Origin of the sequence: Dialister micraerophilus DSM 19965 (assembly GCF_000194985.1) — a bacterium.
Lineage (GTDB): Bacteria > Bacillota > Negativicutes > Veillonellales > Dialisteraceae > Dialister > Dialister micraerophilus.
This window is the reverse complement of the sequence record NZ_GL878519.1, coordinates 45,363-63,561: the sequence shown is the minus strand read 5'-3', so window position 1 is coordinate 63,561 and position 18,199 is coordinate 45,363. Positions and strand designations below refer to the sequence as shown.

At 30.9% G+C, this 18,199-nt stretch carries 15 protein-coding genes and 1 pseudogene; all 16 read right to left on the bottom strand.

Annotation, left to right across the window (positions count from 1 at the left end; translation table 11 throughout):
* Positions 1–11 precede the first annotated feature (11 nt).
* The 16 genes and pseudogenes from proB to recD2 all read right to left on the bottom strand — a co-directional run bounded on the left by proB (position 12) and on the right by recD2 (position 18,130).
* On the bottom strand, positions 12–1,097 hold the full coding sequence (gene proB / locus HMPREF9083_RS00310; RefSeq protein ID WP_256998190.1) for a glutamate 5-kinase: 1,086 nt from the start codon (positions 1,095–1,097) through the stop codon (positions 12–14).
* 42 nt (positions 1,098–1,139) lie between these two features.
* Positions 1,140–1,430 (bottom strand): ribosome assembly RNA-binding protein YhbY, encoded by a 291-nt coding sequence (gene yhbY, locus HMPREF9083_RS00305; RefSeq protein ID WP_035062500.1) that lies wholly within the window; start codon positions 1,428–1,430, stop codon positions 1,140–1,142.
* Position 1,431: 1 nt separating this feature from the next.
* Positions 1,432–2,727, bottom strand: a complete 1,296-nt coding sequence (gene obgE / locus HMPREF9083_RS00300) for a GTPase ObgE (protein WP_035062498.1) — start codon at positions 2,725–2,727, stop codon at positions 1,432–1,434.
* 151 nt (positions 2,728–2,878) lie between these two features.
* Positions 2,879–4,027: a S41 family peptidase gene (locus HMPREF9083_RS00295; protein ID WP_007555386.1), complete on the bottom strand. Its 1,149-nt coding sequence runs from the start codon at positions 4,025–4,027 to the stop codon at positions 2,879–2,881.
* On the bottom strand, positions 4,027–5,175 hold the full coding sequence (locus HMPREF9083_RS00290) for a murein hydrolase activator EnvC family protein (RefSeq protein ID WP_007555385.1): 1,149 nt from the start codon (positions 5,173–5,175) through the stop codon (positions 4,027–4,029). The genes HMPREF9083_RS00295 and HMPREF9083_RS00290 overlap by 1 nt, the downstream gene beginning before the upstream one ends.
* A gap of 1 nt (position 5,176) precedes the next feature.
* The gene (ftsX, locus tag HMPREF9083_RS00285) at positions 5,177–6,061 is read right to left on the bottom strand and encodes a permease-like cell division protein FtsX (RefSeq protein WP_007554582.1); all 885 of its coding nucleotides are present in this window, start codon (positions 6,059–6,061) and stop codon (positions 5,177–5,179) included.
* Entirely contained in the window at positions 6,054–6,305 is a 252-nt protein-coding gene (locus tag HMPREF9083_RS06810) for a cell division protein (RefSeq protein WP_477174904.1), read from the bottom strand. Before HMPREF9083_RS06810 ends, ftsX begins: the two co-directional genes overlap by 8 nt.
* A pseudogene (locus HMPREF9083_RS06805) lies at positions 6,306–6,715 on the bottom strand (cell division ATP-binding protein FtsE); the annotation flags it as partial.
* A gap of 31 nt (positions 6,716–6,746) precedes the next feature.
* Entirely contained in the window at positions 6,747–7,679 is a 933-nt protein-coding gene (locus HMPREF9083_RS00275) for a transketolase family protein (RefSeq protein ID WP_174249859.1), read from the bottom strand.
* Positions 7,679–8,512 (bottom strand): transketolase, encoded by an 834-nt coding sequence (locus HMPREF9083_RS00270; RefSeq protein ID WP_007555381.1) that lies wholly within the window; start codon positions 8,510–8,512, stop codon positions 7,679–7,681. Before HMPREF9083_RS00270 ends, HMPREF9083_RS00275 begins: the two co-directional genes overlap by 1 nt.
* Complete coding sequence (csaB, locus tag HMPREF9083_RS00265) at positions 8,493–9,599, bottom strand: polysaccharide pyruvyl transferase CsaB (protein ID WP_007554538.1); 1,107 nt, start codon at positions 9,597–9,599, stop codon at positions 8,493–8,495. Before csaB ends, HMPREF9083_RS00270 begins: the two co-directional genes overlap by 20 nt.
* Complete coding sequence (locus HMPREF9083_RS00260) at positions 9,586–11,610, bottom strand: DUF5693 family protein (protein ID WP_007555380.1); 2,025 nt, start codon at positions 11,608–11,610, stop codon at positions 9,586–9,588. Before HMPREF9083_RS00260 ends, csaB begins: the two co-directional genes overlap by 14 nt.
* A gap of 20 nt (positions 11,611–11,630) precedes the next feature.
* A protein-coding gene (gene prfB / locus HMPREF9083_RS00255; protein WP_276522988.1) for a peptide chain release factor 2 occupies positions 11,631–12,732 on the bottom strand; the annotation gives its coding sequence in 2 pieces (ribosomal slippage) (positions 11,631–12,662 and positions 12,664–12,732; 1,101 coding nt in all).
* Between the two features lie 32 nt (positions 12,733–12,764).
* Positions 12,765–15,206 (bottom strand): preprotein translocase subunit SecA, encoded by a 2,442-nt coding sequence (secA, locus tag HMPREF9083_RS00250; RefSeq protein ID WP_007555378.1) that lies wholly within the window; start codon positions 15,204–15,206, stop codon positions 12,765–12,767.
* A gap of 144 nt (positions 15,207–15,350) precedes the next feature.
* Positions 15,351–16,001: a ComF family protein gene (locus HMPREF9083_RS00245; protein ID WP_007555377.1), complete on the bottom strand. Its 651-nt coding sequence runs from the start codon at positions 15,999–16,001 to the stop codon at positions 15,351–15,353.
* The gene (gene recD2, locus HMPREF9083_RS00240) at positions 15,998–18,130 is read right to left on the bottom strand and encodes an SF1B family DNA helicase RecD2 (RefSeq protein ID WP_007555376.1); all 2,133 of its coding nucleotides are present in this window, start codon (positions 18,128–18,130) and stop codon (positions 15,998–16,000) included. The genes HMPREF9083_RS00245 and recD2 overlap by 4 nt, the downstream gene beginning before the upstream one ends.
* Positions 18,131–18,199: the final 69 nt, after the last annotated feature.

Here is an 18,199-nt window from a genome sequence, read left to right as displayed (position 1 = left end):
ACGGCTTCTCCTTAATACATAATCAACAAATTATCACGATGTATAACTGTATTATATGGTGCAGGTTCACCAAGTATTTTATCCAATTCTTCCGTATGAAAACCTTTCATTCGTTGTATATCATGACTTGTATAATGAGATATTCCTCTGGCTATTTCCTTTTCTCCAAAATAAACCGATACAGTATCTCCGTCTTCAAAAGTTCCGATTACATCTATAATTCCTACAGGAAGTAAACTTGAACCTTTATTTATAAGTGCATTATAACATCCTTGATCTATAAGTATTTTGCCTTTAATTTCTGAACCTATTATAATTTTCCTACGCTTTAATTGTGGATGAACATTATCTGCTATAAAATACGTTCCAAGTCTTTCACCATTCATCAATTTATAAATTATATTCTTTGTATGACTGTTTGCTATTACCGTATCTATACCGGAATGTGCACAAATTTCAACAGCCTGCATTTTTGTATACATACCTCCGGTTCCCCTTGCGGTACCTGCACTTCCTGCTATTTTAAACAATTCACGTGTAAATTGCGGTACTTCATGAATCAGTTCGGCTTTAGGGTTGTTTTTAGGATCTTCTGAATACATACCTTCTATATCCGAAAGAATAATTAATAAATCCGCCTCACATATACTCGCAACAATTGCAGATAAGGTATCATTATCTCCTATTTTTATTTCATCAACACTTACTGCATCATTTTCATTAATTATCGGTACAATACCAAGTTCAAGAAGAGAACTTAATGTTCCCTTCATATGAAGATATCTTTTACTACTTAAAGAATCTCCTTTTGTCATTAATACTTGACCTATAATTTGTCCATACCTATGAAAATAGTTTTCATACAATCCCATTAATGCACATTGTCCAACTGCAGCAACAGCTTGTTTATAGGGTAAGAAATCAGGTTTTTTCTCAAATCTGAGTATCGGCAAACCTATTCCTATTGCTCCTGAAGATACAAGAATAACTTGATTACCCCTATTTTTTAAATCTACAATTTGAGAAACTAAATGATCAATAAATTGTAAATTTGCTTTACCGTTTTTATAAGTTAAAGAACTTGTTCCAACTTTAATGACAATTTTTTTTTGGTTTTTATTCGCTGCCTTGATAATTCATCATGGTAGTTCATAATGACTTTTTTCCTTTTTTTGATTAAATAAAATACAATTTCTTCCTATAACTTGCACTAATTCGCAGGATAATTTTTCAGATAAAAACTTTGCAGTATTATTTATATCTTCTACAGAATTTTGATTAATTTTTACCTTAATCAACTCTCTTGCTTTAAGTGCATTAAAAATACTTTCAATCACAGATTCTTCAATACCGTTTTTACCTATTTGTACTACCGCCGGAAATTTAGAGGCAATACCCTTTAAATACTGTTTTTGTTTTCCAGTAAGCATTTTATTCTCCTTCTTTATCTTCATTAGTATTTTCTGAAAATGTAAATTCAAATCCATACAAATCTACAGTATCGCCTTCTTTTACGCCTTCTTTTATAAGCAATTTGTCAAGTCCCATAAAATGCCAACTGCGTTCAAAATGACGTAATGATACAGGATTATCAAAATTTGTCATAGAAACTAATTTTTCTAAACGTTTTCCTTTTACTTTATATACATTATCTATACATTCCACTGTAAATTCAATTTTAGGAATTTCATAAACTATTGTTCTGTTTAGAGCTGGTATTTCTTGTTCAGGTATTTCTTGCAACATCTTCCAAACAGCTTCCATCAATTCGGATATACCTTCTCCGGTCAATGTACAAATAGGAAAAATATCATATCCTTCAGCTTTTATTTTTGAACATAAATCATCCAATTTTTTATTATCTTGAATTAAATCTGTTTTATTAGCAGCAACAATTTGTTTCTTTTTTGTTAATACTGAACTGTACATTGCCAATTCTTTATTAATTATGTGAAAATCATCAAAAGGATCTCTACCTTCACTTCCGGCAGCATCCAATACATGAATAAGCAGTTTTGTGCGTTCTATATGTTTAAGAAACTGATCTCCCAATCCGCTTCCGTTACTTGCACCTTCAATTAAACCCGGTATATCCGCCATAACAAAATTACGAGATTCATCCAAACTTACCAAACCTAAAACAGGAGTTAAAGTAGTAAAATGATATGCTGCAACTTCAGGACGCGCGGCTGAAACTTTACGGATTAAACTTGATTTACCAACACTTGGAAATCCTAATAATCCTACATCTGCAAGAACTTTTAACTCAAGTTTAAGTTCCTTTTCTTCTCCCGGTTCACCTTTTTCTGCAAACATAGGTGCACGTACGGCACTTGTTGCGAAGTGGGAATTGCCTCTTCCTCCGCGACCGCCTTTAGCTAAAATTGCTTCTTGCCCTTCGTTAGTCATATCTGCAAGCAATTCATTTGTTTTTACATCATAAACAACAGTTCCTAATGGAACTTCAATTATACAATCTTTACCCATTTTGCCGAACATATCTTTCGGTCCGCCTCTTTCGCCACGTTCGGCAACAAATTTTTTACGACGTCTGAATGCCATCAAAGTATTTATGTTTGAGGTAGCTCTTAAAATTACAGAACCTCCTTTACCTCCATCTCCACCGCTGGGACCTCCACGTGGAACATATTTTTCTCTACGAAATGAAACCATTCCGTCTCCACCGGCTCCTGATACAACAAAAATTCGTGCTCTATCTATAAACATTATTAACTCCTTCATATTTATTATTGTAATTATGTATTATTATCACTTCTTATAATTATATTTTATCACAAATCTTCTATACTTCCGCTATCAATATAAAAAAACTGAAGATATTCATTGAATACCTTCAGAAAAATATTTATTTATATTTTTAAGGCTCATTATTTAAAATTTCAACAGCTCTTTTATAAACCGAATCAGTTTCAAAATTAAAAATTTCTCCCTTTTGTTCAACCTTTTCATCCGGTTCAATTCCTATTTTATCAATTTTCCTACCTTTTGCAGTTTTATATTCTGCTATAGAAACCTTAAGTGCTGTTCCGTCAGAATTGGTTATTATAGATTGTACGGTTCCTTTTCCGAAACTTTTTTCTCCTATTACAATACCTTCTTTTTTATCTTGAACTGCACCTGCAAAAATTTCAGAAGCACTTGCACTATATTTATCAATTAAAACGACAATAGGATAAAAAGTTTTTACACCATCTATTTTATAAATTTTTTCATTTCCATTTTTAGGACAATAACTTACAACAGTCCCTTCATGAAGAAATTGATTTGAAACATCTACAACGGAATCTATTATTCCTCCAGGATTCATGCGTAAATCAATTATAAATTTTTTAGCACCTTTACTTTTTAAATCTGATAGTGCTGATTTAACTTCATCCGATGTTCTTGTTCCAAAAGAATAAATATGTATATATCCTATAGTATCAGTTGCCATATTGCTTTTTACTGTAGGTAAATTTATATCTTTTCGTTCTAATTTAATCTCTTTTTCAATACCGTTTCTTTTTACAGTCAAAAAAACTTCAGTTCCTGCTTTACCTCTTATCTTAGATGCAACTTGTGACAAATCGTTTTTATCTATACTTTTCCGATTTACTTCTAAAATAATATCTCCGTTTAATATACCATTTTGCTTTGCCGAGCTATTCTCAAGAACTCCCATAACAACAATATCTTCATTTTTATTTTTTCCTAAAATTATTCCAACTCCGGAATATTCTCCATTTGTTTCTTGTAATAAAGCTGAATATTCATCTTTATTTAAAAATATTGAATACGGATCATTTAAAGATTTTGTCATACCTTTTAATGCGCCTTCAAATAATTCTTTATCTGAAACATCTCGGTAATAGTATCTTTTTATAATATTATAATTTTTCAGAAATTCAACTAGTTCTTTCGGATTACCTACACTGATAAAAATAATACATAATGAAATTAGTATTCCGCCTAAAATTCCTAAAATAAAATTAAATAAAGAATTATATTTTTTTGAAAATTTAATCATTATAGGTATCCCATAGGATCTACTGCCGATCCTCCTACTTGTACCTCAAAATGACAATGCGGTCCTGTAGAATTACCTGTGGAACCTGCATATGCTATTACAGTACCTTTAGATACACTTTGACCGTCACTAACTGCAAGTGAACTATTGTGCCCGTATAACGTAGTAATATTATTTCCATGATCGATAATTACTGTGTTTCCGTATCCATCTATCCAACCCGCATAAATAACGGTTCCGCTATCTGCAGCATGTATAGGAGTTCCATAATCTACACCTATATCTATTCCGGAGTGATAAATTGTCGTACCGAATATAGGATGTACACGATATCCGAACGGAGATGTAATCGGACCGTTACAAGGCCAACTCAAAGCACCTGTCCCTTGAGTATAACTACCGCCTGATTGTTGCGACTGAGTTTGTCTTTGACGAACTCTTTCATTAATCATCTCTCTAACTTGTTCACTACGTGCCAAAAGATCGTTTTCTAATTGTTGTGCAGCATCTTTATGAGTCTTCGCTTCATTTAATACGTCTTGCTGTTCACTCTTTTTCTTTGCTATCTCATCTGTAGTCTTTTTCGCTTCTTGTGCTAATTTTTCAAGCTCATTATGTTTAAGTTCAAGTTCAAATTTTTTAGCTTCAATTCCTGATTTTTGTTGTTGTATATCTTTTATAAGATTAAAATCTGCACGTATTATTCGTTTTAACAATTCAACACGATTGGCAAAATCACTGAAATTTTTCGATCCTACAATTACTTCCAAATAACTCAATTGTCCGTTCATATAAATTGCACGTACACGCTTATTTAAAATATTTTGACGTTTTACCAATTCATTTTGTGCTTTTTGTATTTCATTTTCAGTTTGTTTTATTTGTTCATTAATTTGATTTTTTTGTTTTTCTATATCTTTAAGCTTTTGTGTTGCACTATCCAATTCAACTTGTATTGCACGTAATTTTGTACTTACTTCCTCAATAATAGATTGCCAAGAAGCTTGAGTCGATCTTGATTCATCAATTTGACTTTGTATTGTTGATAATTCGTTTTCTAAATCATCAGCAAATACACTATACATTGAAGATGAAAATGTAAGTGAACCTATTAATACTGCAATTAATATTTTCTTTCTTTTATTCATATTATACCTTCATATATTTTCTTAAAGAAATAGCACTGCCCAATACACCTATAATTATTCCAAATAAAATAATTATACCTGCAACATAAAACATAAAAGGAAAAACATTAATTGTCGGAACAAACACAAGTCCGGCGTTAAAAATAGCATTTACTACATACTGATACCCTTGCCATAAAATAATTGATGCTATAACTGAACCTATAAATCCTATTACTATTCCTTCGAAAATAAAAGGCCATCTTATAAATCCGTTAGTTGCACCTACATATTTCATTATTTGTATTTCTCTACGTCTTGCAAATACTGTCAGTCTTATAGTATTTGAAATAATAAATAATTCGGCTGCCGCCAAAAATCCCATTAAAATAATTCCGCTAATACGAATAATCTGCGCAATTTTATATAATTGCTCAATAATATCCTGTCCATACTGTACTCCGTCTACTCCAGGATATTTTTTTACAATGTCTACAGATTTTTTAAGTGCTTCAGGATTTGAAAAAGATATTCTATATGATGCAGGCAGGGGGTTTCCATTTATTGAGTCAAGTAATCCTGACTGTTCTCCCATACGTTCTCTAAATTCTGCCATTGCTTGATCTTTATTTGTAAATTTTATTTCTTTCAATTCAGGTAGAGCTTTTAACTTTTTACCAATATCCATAACTTGTGAGGTGGTAAGACCATCTTTCATATATACACTCATTTCAACCTGATCTTCCAAATAAGATGCCATATGATTAATATTTAAAACTACACACAAAAAAGTTCCTAATATAAACATGGATAAAGTTACGGTTAAAATCGACGCCATCGTCATAAATCTATTTCGAAACAACGACTTTGTTGTTTCTGCTAAAAAGTAAGCTAAAGAACTAAACATGAATGTCATAGCCACCTTTCTTTACATCATTTACAATTAATCCATCTTCAATACTCACAACTCTTTTATGCATGGAATTAACTAATTCTTTATTGTGTGTAACCATAATTATAGTGGTACCCATATGGTTTATATGATTAAAAAGTTCCATGATTTCTTCAGATATAACAGGATCTAGATTTCCTGTAGGTTCATCTGCTATCAGAAGCAACGGCTGATTTACCAATGCTCTTGCTATAGCTATACGCTGTTGTTCTCCGCCGGATAATTTAGAAGGATAATCATTAGCTTTATTTTTCAATCCTACTAGACTCAAAACTTTCGCTACACGTTCTTTTATTTCTTTACTTTTTGTTCCTGTTACACGGAGAACAAATGCAATATTTTCAAAAACGGTTTTTCTTGTAAAAGTCTGAAATCTTGAAAAACTATACCTAATTTTCTGCGATAATACGGTACTTCACTTCTGTTAAGATTTGTAATATCCACACCATCTACAATAACTTTTCCGCTTGCAGGTGTAAGTTCATGTGTCAACATTTTAACAAAAGTTGATTTTCCAGCACCGCTAGGTCCTACAATAAATACAAATTCACCTTTATCTATTTTTATATTAATATTCCTTAGTGCAGTATGCTTGCTATCATATTGCATAGATACATTATCAAAAGTAATCATAAGTGCCTCATTTTTTTTGAATTAACAATTTTATTTTTTCAACTATATTTGAAGATGTTAATCCATATTTTTCCAGTAAATCATTTGCTTTACCTGATTCACCGAATGTATCATTAATACCTATCATATCCATTATAGTGGGTTTTTCAAGAGATAGTACTTCGGAAACCGCACTACCCAATCCACCGATGACTGAATGTTCTTCACAAGTCAATATTGCTCCGGTTTCGACTGCAGCTTTTAAAATAGCATCTTTATCAATAGGTTTTATTGAACTCATGTTTATAACCCTTACCGAAATATTTTCTTTTTCAAGAATTTCAGCAGCTTGAACAGCTTTTTCAACCATTATACCGCAAGCTATAACCGTAATATCTTTACCTTCATGTAAAACGGTACTTTTCCCCGGAACAAACACTGTGTTTGACGGCATAATTTCACCAACTTTTGAGCGTCCCATTCTTATATAAACAGGTCCTTTATGTTCAACTGCCCAAGATACAATTGCCTTTGTTTCACAAGCATCTGCAGGTACAGTTACATACATATTTGGAAGTACACGCATTAATGCTATATCTTCAAGCATTTGATGTGTTGCACCGTCTTCACCTACAGTAAGACCTGAATGAGTTACTGCAACTTTAACATTTAAATTGGGATAACAAACAGAATTACGAATTTGCTCATAAGCTCGTCCGGCTCCAAAAACTGCAAATGTAGATGCAAACGGAATTTTTCCTGTAGTTGCCAATCCTGCAGCAACACCAATCATATTCTGTTCAGCAATTCCGGTATTAAAAAATCGATTGGGAAATTCTTTTGCAAAAACTATTGTCTTAGTTGATGATGATAAATCAGCATCTAAAACTATAATATCTTTATTTCGATGCCCTAATTCTTTTAAAATTTCACCATATGCATCTCTAGTAGCCTTTGCCATCATTTCCCCTCCAATATTTTAATAAATCTTTCACATTGTTCTTCTGACGGAGCCTTTCCATGCCAACTTGCCAATCCTTCGATTTCCGGTATTCCTTTACCTTTTACGGTTTTCATAATAATCATAGTTGGTTTATTTTTAATTTTTTTTGCTTCCACAATAGCAGAATGCAATTCAACAAAACTATGTCCGTTAACACAAATTGTATTCCAACCGAAAGATTCAAATTTTTCTTTAATCGGCAAAGATGACATTACATCTGTAATTTTTCCATCTATTTGTAATCCGTTATTATCTACAAATCCAATTAAATTATCTAATTTATAATGGCTTGCATACATTGCGGCTTCCCAAATTTGTCCTTCTTCAAGCTCACCGTCACCTAATATAGAAAATACTTTCCATGAGCCATTATCAATTTTACCTGATAATGCTATTCCGCATGCAGCACTAAATCCTTGTCCCAACGATCCGGTTGTCATATCAATGCCCGGTGTATGTTTCATATCAGGGTGACCTTGCAACATGCAGTTTACCTGCCTTAAATGATTTAATTCTTCTTTGTCAAAAAAACCTTTTTCTGCCAAAGCGGCATATACCGCCGGAGCTGCATGTCCCTTAGATAACACAAGTCTGTCACGATATTTATTATGGATGTCATTTGGAAAAATATTCATCTCTTTGAAATACAAAAGTGTTACTAAATCTGCAATAGAAAGAGATCCTCCGGTGTGTCCGGATTTTGCTTTAGTTATCATTTTTAAAATGCTTATTCGTATTTCTTTTGCTTTTTCCTCTAAATATAAAATTTCCTCAGAGGTTAGTGTGTTCATTAGGAAGTCCCCTTTCACTTGTAACAAGTTTTAATAAATTAACAGTTAAATTCGCTTTTTGATTAAGAGAATTTAGGATTTCGATATTATAATCATTTTTGTTTCTTAGTTTTTTTATAATTTTACTATAAATTTCTTCGGCATTAAAATTACTAAGTTTAATTATAGAATTTTCTTTAATTGATTTTAAAAAATTATCTATCTTAGGATCATACGAAATCCCTATCACAGGAACTTTCATAATCGTTGCAAAAATCAGTGCATGTAACCTTACACCTATTAATAAATCCATATTACCTATAATAGACATTAATTCTTCAGACGTATAATTCCTATCTAAATGAAAAATATTTTTGCAATCAAGATTATCTATTTTATGCCCTATATTAAAATCTTCAGGATATTGCATAGGTATAAATATAATTTGATAATCTTTTAGTTTTTTTAATAAAATATTGAATTGTTTTATCCAATTATCCGAGTTATTCCAATTTCTCACACATATACCGATTTTTTTTGCTTTTAAATCAACTTTTTTAGCAGATAAAATAGCGCTCCCCTTATCTAAAAGTACGGGTTCAAGAGATAACACGGCATCTGCAGTAAGAAACAATTTCTTTTTAATTCCTAAATTTTTTAAAAATTTATACGATTCAGGATCACGCACAGTAATACCGTCTACATGTAATAAACACCATTTCAAAAAAAATTTAGTAAATCTATTCTTTACAGGACCTATTCCTTGAGCATATAAAAAAACTTTACACTTACATAAAATTCCAATCAAAATAATTGAAAGATAATACAGTATACTCTTTGAACTTGTTACATCTTGAAGTAAACTTCCGCCTCCACTTATTAATAATTGTGATTTCATTAATTCTTTAAAAATGCTTACCATTTTAAATCTGAAAATTGATTTAACATTAAAAGAATCAGTTGTATTTTTCGGATTTCCGGATATAACGGTAATTCCGGCTTCAGGATATTCTTTTTTTAAAGAACGAAGTATTGAAAAAAGCATAGCTTCATCCCCGGCATTATTAAACCCGTAATAACCGGAAATAACAATATTACTTATTTGCATATTTTTCTCCGAAAAATTTTGTAATTTGAATTAAAAAAATTAATAAAATTGAAATGATAAAAATAGACAAAGACCCGAATAATAATCCATTCAATCCACGTATAAGGCTCAATATATAGGGACTCCTCATATGTGCAAATGTTTCAACTATAGACCCCTGTCCTATAGTAACTGCAACTATGAACAAGTAATGTAAAACTTGTGGCCATTTTCTATAAACAGCTGCTAATGCCAATAACACTGCAGGATGTCCGAACATAAACTCTTTTTGTCGAGGCCTTGCATATAATAAATTTTCCAACAGTCTTCTAAATTGAATTTCTATATTAGATACTGGTGCGCCGTTATTTCCGCTTCTACCTATAAACATATATGCTGCAAGTGCAAGTAGCATTAAAACTCCTAATATTCCTAGTTTTATGGGTACATTACAGAATTTTTTCAAAAATTCTGTAAATTCATCTGTATTCGTAATTGTTTTACCGAAAAACGGAAATTTTTGTATATAAATTATTGAAATTAATATAATTGGTAAAATAAATGTTAATTTTACACCTCTGAATATTTGCATTTCTACCAAAAAACGAACATCACCTAATAATCCGCTTACAAATAAAGCACCCAAAAGAGATAATATCCCTGATATCCAAAGTATAATCAAACTTTCAGTAAATAATTTAAACCAATTTTTTTCTTTTTTCTCTTTTATATTTAAGCAATATTGAATAAACAAAGTTACTATTACTACAGGCACCGAACAAGCTGAGCCTAGTGCGGCAATTTGCAAGGGAATTACACTACCTTTTATAACATACAATGCTTCGAATATTATAAAAATAAGCAATTCAAGAATAAACCAAAATTTACGAATTTTAGGTAATACAAAAATAGATGTAATAACACATAATGAAATAGCCCCTAAAAGTGCTATACTACGCAAAACAATATTTGGAAAATAAAAATCAAAAACAGATGCTTTACCTATATTGAATCCATGTTCTAAAAGTCTATCTCTTACTCCGCTGATATAATATGCATTAGTTTCGGATAAAGTTTTTTCTTTATTTGGAAACTTATAAGACGGAAACAAATTCATTCTTATATTTCGTTCTATATCACTGATATAAAATCTTGATTCCGCTTCATCAGGTGTAATTTTTATAAGTTCATCCTTCGGCATTGCATAAACACGAATAATATTATAATTCGTATCTTTAGCCATATTAAGTATTCCGTCTTGACGTTCAAATCCCAATTGATTTTGAGCCTCTATTAAAGCAACCGGAATATTTCTTTTCTTCAATTCATTTGTAAAATAAGATAATTGATCTTTATATCCAAATGCTTGCTTTCCTTGAAACAATACAGCACTGATATTTTGAGAATAATCAATAGTTTCAATAAGTTGTTCCGCTATTTCTTTACTCATATGAGGAACATTAAGAGGACGTATTACAGCCATAAATCCGGCTTTTTTTACCGAATCCAAATCAGTTTTAAATATTCCTAACGGCAAATGAATGAATTGACTGTAATTTGCCTTTACGTCAATTGTTATTTTATTATTCAAATTTATAATTTTAATATTTTCAGAAGGTATTCTGAGTTTAAGTGATTTTTTTAAATCTTCAAATACACTTTGGCTATCTTCAGAAGTACCTTGTTGAAGATAAATATGATTGGATTCAATTACATTATCATTATCTGGATTTATTAATTGACTCCCTTTATAAACAAAAATTTTACCGTTGTTTTGTAAATTTTCTACTGTTTCTTCATAAACTGCCAATGATGTGATTCCGCTATTTTTATATAATCTAAACAAATCATCAGTAGATGTATTTTCTACTGATGCTCGTTCAATAATATTTTTATAGTCATAAACCATCTCGACAGTTTTTGCATTATTTTCAACGGTATATCGTTGAAATGATATTAAAGCTGCAGCCAAAATTCCTATTATCACAAAAAAACTTAAAATTTTAAATGCAGATTTTTCTACAAAATTCATTATTCTTTCACCTTTATGAATTATTTATTAATTTTACTCTTTAAAAATCCCTCTATAAATGGATTCAAATCGCCGTCCATCACTGCCTGTACATTTCCTGTTTCCACTCCGGTCCTGTTATCCTTGACAAGAGTATATGGTTGAAATACATATGAACGAATTTGACTTCCCCATTCAATAGCTTGTTGCTCTCCTTGTATATTCCTTTTTAATTGTTCATGTTTTTTCATTTCCAATTCAAACAACTTGGCTCTTAAAATACGTAAACATTGCTCTTTATTTTGAGTTTGAGAGCGTTCATTTTGACATGCAGCTACTATACCTGTAGGTAAATGAGTCATTCGAACGGCAGAACTTGTTTTATTAACGTGCTGTCCACCGGCACCGCTGGCTCTATAATAATCCACACGAACATCGTTCATATTCAAATCTACTTCTATATCATCGCTGATTTCAGGCATTACATCAACCGCAGAAAATGAAGTATGACGACGCTTAGCGGCATCAAAAGGAGAAATTCTTACCAATCTATGAACTCCTTTTTCAGATTTCAAAAGACCGTATGCAAATTCACCTTTTATAATATATTCTGCACTTTTAATACCTGCTTCATCACCGGGAAGCATATTAAGTTCTTCAATTCCGTACCCTTCAGATTCTGCCCACTTTATATACATACGTATAAGCATTTCTGTCCAATCTTGAGCTTCAGTTCCTCCGGCACCTGCATGAAAGGTAATAATGGCATTATTCGTATCATATTCTTCATTTAAAAGAAGTTCTATTTCTTTTTTATTTAAAATAGCTGAAAGTTCTTCAATCTCTTGTTTTAAATCACCTTCCATGCCTTGATCATCTTCTTCAATCGCCATGTCTAATAACTCTTGTAAGGATTCTGCTCGTTCAAACAGTTTTGTATACGTTTCATATGCATCCTTTGCTTGCGTGGCTTTTTGCGATATTGCTCTGGCTTTTTCGGAGTCATCCCAAAAAGACGGGTCACTCATCTGAATATCATAACTTCTAATTGTCTCTTTTAATCTAGGCAAGTCAAAGTGAATCCCTGATTTCTTTTTCGTGATTAAGAAGTTCGGTAAGGTTTTTTTTCAAATCTTCCAACATATTTATCATCTCTCTTTCGAGTTTTATTTTTATTAATTTTCATCAACATAATGTTCTGTGGCATCTTTTAAATGATCTTCCGTTTTAGGCACATTAGTTGTGTTATTTTGATCATTTTCCACACGAACTTGAATATGATAGAGATACATTATTATCATCTCAACCATCGCATGTTGCATTTCTTCAAACATATCAAAAGCTTCCACTTTATATTCGATAATTGGATTTCTCTGACCATATGAACGCAATCCGATACCTTCTTTAAGCATATCCATATCGTCAAGATGTTCCATCCATTTTGAATCGATAACCTTAAGCATTACAGCTTTTTCAAGTTCTCTCATCAAAGGAGCACCTATAGAATTTTCTCTATTTTCATATGTTTTATGTGCAAATTCAATCAACGTTTTTTCTACATCTTCACGTGATAAATTTTCTGCTTGTTCAACAGTAATTTCTCCAGGGATTAAAAAGTATTTTTCACAATATTTTATTAATTCTTCAAAATCCCATTCTTCAGGATAAACTTTAGGATCAACGTAAATATTCATAGCATCTGATATTAATCCATCAATCATTGCTAATATTTGTTCTTTGAGATTTTCCCCTATAAGAACCTTGTGACGTTGTTCATAAATTACTTTACGTTGTTGATTCATAACATCATCATATTCCAACACATATTTACGTATATCAAAATTACGGTTTTCTACACGTTTTTGTGCTTTTCTGATTGCATTGGAAACCATTTTACTTTTAATTTCTTCATCGTCTTCCAATCCCATCTTGTCCATAAAATTCTTTATGTTATCTCCGCCAAAAATTCTCATTAAGTCATCTTCCAAAGACAAGAAAAATTGACTGCTTCCGGGATCACCTTGACGTCCGGCACGACCACGCAACTGATTATCTATACGTCTGCTCTCATGTCTTTCCGTACCTATTATAGCCAATCCACCTAATTCAGGTACGCCTTCTCCCAATGTAATATCTGTCCCTCTACCTGCCATATTTGTTGCAATAGTTACTTGTCCTTTTTGACCGGCTTGAGCTACAATCATTGCTTCTTTTTCATGATATTTTGCATTCAAAACATTATGAACAACTCCGGCATTTTTCAACATATGACTTAATTGTTCAGACTGTTCTATTGATGTAGTACCTATAAGCATTGGTTGACCTGTTGCATGTCTTCTTTGTATTTCTCTTACAACAGCTTTATATTTACCTTTTTGAGTTTTATAAACAACATCCGGCAAATCTTTTCTTTGAATCGGTTTATTTGTGGGGATCTGAAGAACCGGTAAACCGTAAATTTTTATAAATTCTTGTTCTTCTGTTTTTGCAGTACCGGTCATACCCGCCAATTTACTATACATTCTAAAGTAATTTTGGAATGTTATTGTTGCCAAAGTTTGACTCTCTCTTGCAACCTGTAAACCTTCTTTCGCTTCTATAGCTTGATGTAATCCGTCAGAATAACGTCTTCCATACATAAGACGACCTGTAAATTCATCGACTATTATAACTTCATTATCTTTAACTACATAATCACGATCTTTAATCATCATAGTTTGTGCACGTAATGCTTGTACAAACAAATGATTCAATTCAATATTTTCAGGATCATACAAATTTTCAACATTTAATAATTTTTCCATTTTTGCAACACCTTTTTCTGTAGGTGCAACAGTTTTTTGTTTTTCATCAATTGTATAATCTTCTTCAGCTTTAAGTTTCGGTACCAATTTAGCTAAAACATAATAATTATCCGTTGATTTTTGTCCCGGTCCTGAAATAATAAGCGGAGTACGAGCTTCATCTATTAAAATACTGTCTACTTCATCTATTAAACAAAAATGCAAAGGTCTCTGAACCATTTGATTCAAACTGACAACCATATTATCTCTTAAATAATCAAAACCAAATTCATTATTTGTTCCATATGTAATATCGGAGTTATAAGCAATCTTACGTTGATTAAAATCCAAATCATGAATAATAAGTCCGACTGATAATCCTAAAAACTTATAAACCTGCCCCATCCATTCACTGTCACGTTTAGCTAGGTAATCGTTTACAGTAATTACATGAACACCTTTACCTGCAAGTGCATTAAGATATACAGGTGCAGTCGCTACTAAAGTTTTTCCTTCACCTGTACTCATTTCAGCAATATTTCCACGATGTAAAACTATACCGCCGATAAGCTGAGTGTCAAAATGACGCATACCTAAAACACGTCTTGAAGCTTCTCTTACAACGGCAAAAGCTTCCGGTAAAATATCATCCAAAGTTTCGCCTTTTTGTAATCTGTTTTTAAACTCAACCGTTTTCGACGACAAAGAAGAATCACTTAATTTCATTAATGATTCTTCCAATGGGTTTATTTCTCTCTCTACAATTTTACGAATTTTTTTTATTTCTTTTTCATTTGATCCATTAAATAATCTGTCAAAAAATTTATCAAACATCGAATTCTCCTCGTTGAATCAATCTTATATTTTTGTTGATAATATATCTGTTTTATTTTATCAAAAGCTATTCTTATAGTCAAAAAGGTTCATGTTAAATAGAATTAAAACAAGTTTTTATTAAACAGCTCAAAATTAACATTTTTATATAGCTCCGCTTGATACAACAAACCCCATAACCGATTTTGCACCGGCTTTTTTTAATGCTTTTGCTGCATACAACATTGTTGCTCCACTGGTATATATATCATCCAACAACAAAATATTTTTATCCTTTATATTAAATCTTTTATTTACTATAAATACATTTTTCATGTTTTCTTTTCTATCTTTCTTACGTAGTTTTGATTGAACTTTTGTATTTCTTTTTTTTATCAATAAATTTGACTTATAGAAAAAATTTTTGCGTTTGAAAACATCTTTAAAAATTAAATCCACTTGATTATAACCCCTTTCTTCTAATCTTTGTTTTGAAAGAGGAATAGGAACGACTAATTTATATTTTTTAAATCTATCCCAATAATTGAATGACTCTACCATATATTCAATAGATTTTTTTCTGCTTTTTTGGTTATTATATTTCAGTTGTATCAAAGCTCTTCGTATACCTTTATCATAATTCGACAACGTATAACAGCCATCAAGATATTCGTTAAAAGAACTATTAATTAAATGAATGTTTAAATTTTTCCTTAAACAAATATCACACCAAAAATCCCCTTCTTTTAATGCTTTACCACACTCTGGACATGTGAAAGGAAACAACAAAGAAATTAATGAACTTAAAAAATTCATAATTCTACATCTCCTTTGCATAATGGTAAAAACAAACTATATCTTATATTTGATTTATATGTTTCAATTGCTTTTTTCATTGCAAATTTTGTTGTTATTAAAATAGTTTTATTTGTAGCTCTTGTAATACCGGTATACAATAAATTTCTTTGTAGCATATTGTATTGTGACGGTAATAATATCATAATTACAGTATTATATTCGCTACCTTGACTTTTATGAACAGTTATAGCATAAGCAAGTTTAAGTTGACTAATTTCATCTGAATCATAAACAATTTCTTTTTCAAAAAATTTAACAAATATTTTATTTTCACTTATTGCCCAAACTGTACCTATATCACCATTATATACATCTTTTTCATAGTTATTTTTACTTTGCATAACTTTATCTCCGACTTTAAAAATTTTTTTATCGGAATTAAAAGTTTCTACAATTGATTGTCTGATTAATTTATTTAATGAATCAACTCCACAAATTCCTTTATATACCGGAGATAAAACTTGCATTGTTAACAAATTATCTGAATTTATATAATTAAGTTTTTTACAATATTCACTTATTTTATTAAATGCTTCATTTTCGTTATTTACAAAAACAATTTCAAAATCTTCATCTTTATTATCAATACACAGTTTCCCCTTTTTAATTAAATTAGCATTTTTTATGATTCCGCTGCCTTCTTTTTGTCTGAAAACATGTTCCAATTTAATAACTGGAACTTTACCCCACATAATTAAATCTTTTAAAGGCATTCCCGGTCCTACCGGCGGTAATTGTTCCACATCTCCAACAAGAATTAATCTACATGACGGTTTTAGTGCACATAATAAATGATAAAACATTGATATATCCACCATTGAGGCTTCATCGATAATAACTAAATCTGAATTCAAAGTATTCATTTCATTTTTATTAAAAAAAATTCTATTATTATCTCTAAGTTCAGCTTCCAGTGCTTTATGTATAGTTTCAGCATTTTTACCACTCAAAATAGACATTCGTTTGGCTGCTCTTCCTGTAGGCGCCATAAGTTTAATTCTAAGTCCTTCTTGTTCCGCCGCTTTTATAAATGCACGAATCAATGTGGTTTTACCGGTTCCAGGTCCACCGGTTACTATTAAAAATCCGGAATTTGATAATTCTTTAATTGCTTGTTTTTGCAATAAATCTAAATTAATTTTATTTTCTTTTTCAAATTGTTCTATAGATAAAGTCAAGTTATTTAATTTAGGTAATTTTAAAAGTTCTTTTACATGATGAACAGTTTCAGTTTCAGATTCATAAAGTCTTATATTATATAAATATTTTTCTCCATTAAATGTAATTGATGGTATTTCTCCGGATTCTATAGAACTTTCAATCTTGTTTTTTACCGTATTTAGATCTACGCCCAATAAACAAGAAGTTTCGCTATACGCAACAGATTCAGGTAAACAAGTATGTCCTTGTATGCCCGCCCTGAATAAAATTTCAAATAGTCCGTTGATTATACGTTCTTCCCCGTTTTTATCAAAACCTTTTTCTAAAGCTATTTTATCTATTTTTTCAAAACTTAATCCTGTAATCTCATGTATCATACGATAAGGATCGTGTTCTATGACTTCTATAACATTATCCCCGTAAACCTTATGCATTTGTGTGGCAATTTTATGTGATATACCTATAGATTGAAGGTAAATAATAATTTCTTGCAAACTTTTTACTTCTTCATATGAATTACGAATTTTTTCTAAAGTTTTATTTCCTATGCCGTGTATTGTCAATAACATATCTATATTGTCATTAAATATTTCCAGAGTTTTTTTACCGAAATGATTAACAATTCGTCGTGCAACGGTAGGACCAATCCCCTTAATTAGCCCTGAAGATAAAAAATTATAAATTTCTTCACTTTTTTGAGGCTTTATCCTCTCCAAACTTTCTGCTTTAAATTGCATACCAAAACGAGGATGCCGATTCCAGCATCCTCTGATTTTAACATGTTCACCAATATAAGGTTTACCTGTTTTTCCGGCAACGGTTATTACATCATTGTTGATATCATTTTCAATTTTAAATACCGAAAATGTTTCATCATTTGACGAAAATATTACCACCTTTACTATTCCTTTAATATAATCATCCATAAATTTTTCTCCGGTATAAATTCAATTTAATAATAATCTTAATGCAATAACTGTTTTTATTAAATTTAT

Coding starts and splice junctions, on each gene's coding strand:
- HMPREF9083_RS00245 (WP_007555377.1), bottom strand. CDS start 16,001: ATGAATTTTTTAAGTTCATTAATTTCTTTGTTGTTTCCTTTCACATGT.
- obgE (WP_035062498.1), bottom strand. CDS start 2,727: ATGTTTATAGATAGAGCACGAATTTTTGTTGTATCAGGAGCCGGTGGA.
- HMPREF9083_RS00275 (WP_174249859.1), bottom strand. CDS start 7,679: ATGGCAAAGGCTACTAGAGATGCATATGGTGAAATTTTAAAAGAATTA.
- HMPREF9083_RS00270 (WP_007555381.1), bottom strand. CDS start 8,512: ATGAACACACTAACCTCTGAGGAAATTTTATATTTAGAGGAAAAAGCA.
- ftsX (WP_007554582.1), bottom strand. CDS start 6,061: ATGTTTAGTTCTTTAGCTTACTTTTTAGCAGAAACAACAAAGTCGTTG.
- csaB (WP_007554538.1), bottom strand. CDS start 9,599: ATGCAAATAAGTAATATTGTTATTTCCGGTTATTACGGGTTTAATAAT.
- recD2 (WP_007555376.1), bottom strand. CDS start 18,130: ATGGATGATTATATTAAAGGAATAGTAAAGGTGGTAATATTTTCGTCA.
- HMPREF9083_RS00295 (WP_007555386.1), bottom strand. CDS start 4,027: ATGATTAAATTTTCAAAAAAATATAATTCTTTATTTAATTTTATTTTA.
- secA (WP_007555378.1), bottom strand. CDS start 15,206: ATGTTTGATAAATTTTTTGACAGATTATTTAATGGATCAAATGAAAAA.
- HMPREF9083_RS00260 (WP_007555380.1), bottom strand. CDS start 11,610: ATGAATTTTGTAGAAAAATCTGCATTTAAAATTTTAAGTTTTTTTGTG.
- HMPREF9083_RS00290 (WP_007555385.1), bottom strand. CDS start 5,175: ATGAATAAAAGAAAGAAAATATTAATTGCAGTATTAATAGGTTCACTT.
- yhbY (WP_035062500.1), bottom strand. CDS start 1,430: ATGCTTACTGGAAAACAAAAACAGTATTTAAAGGGTATTGCCTCTAAA.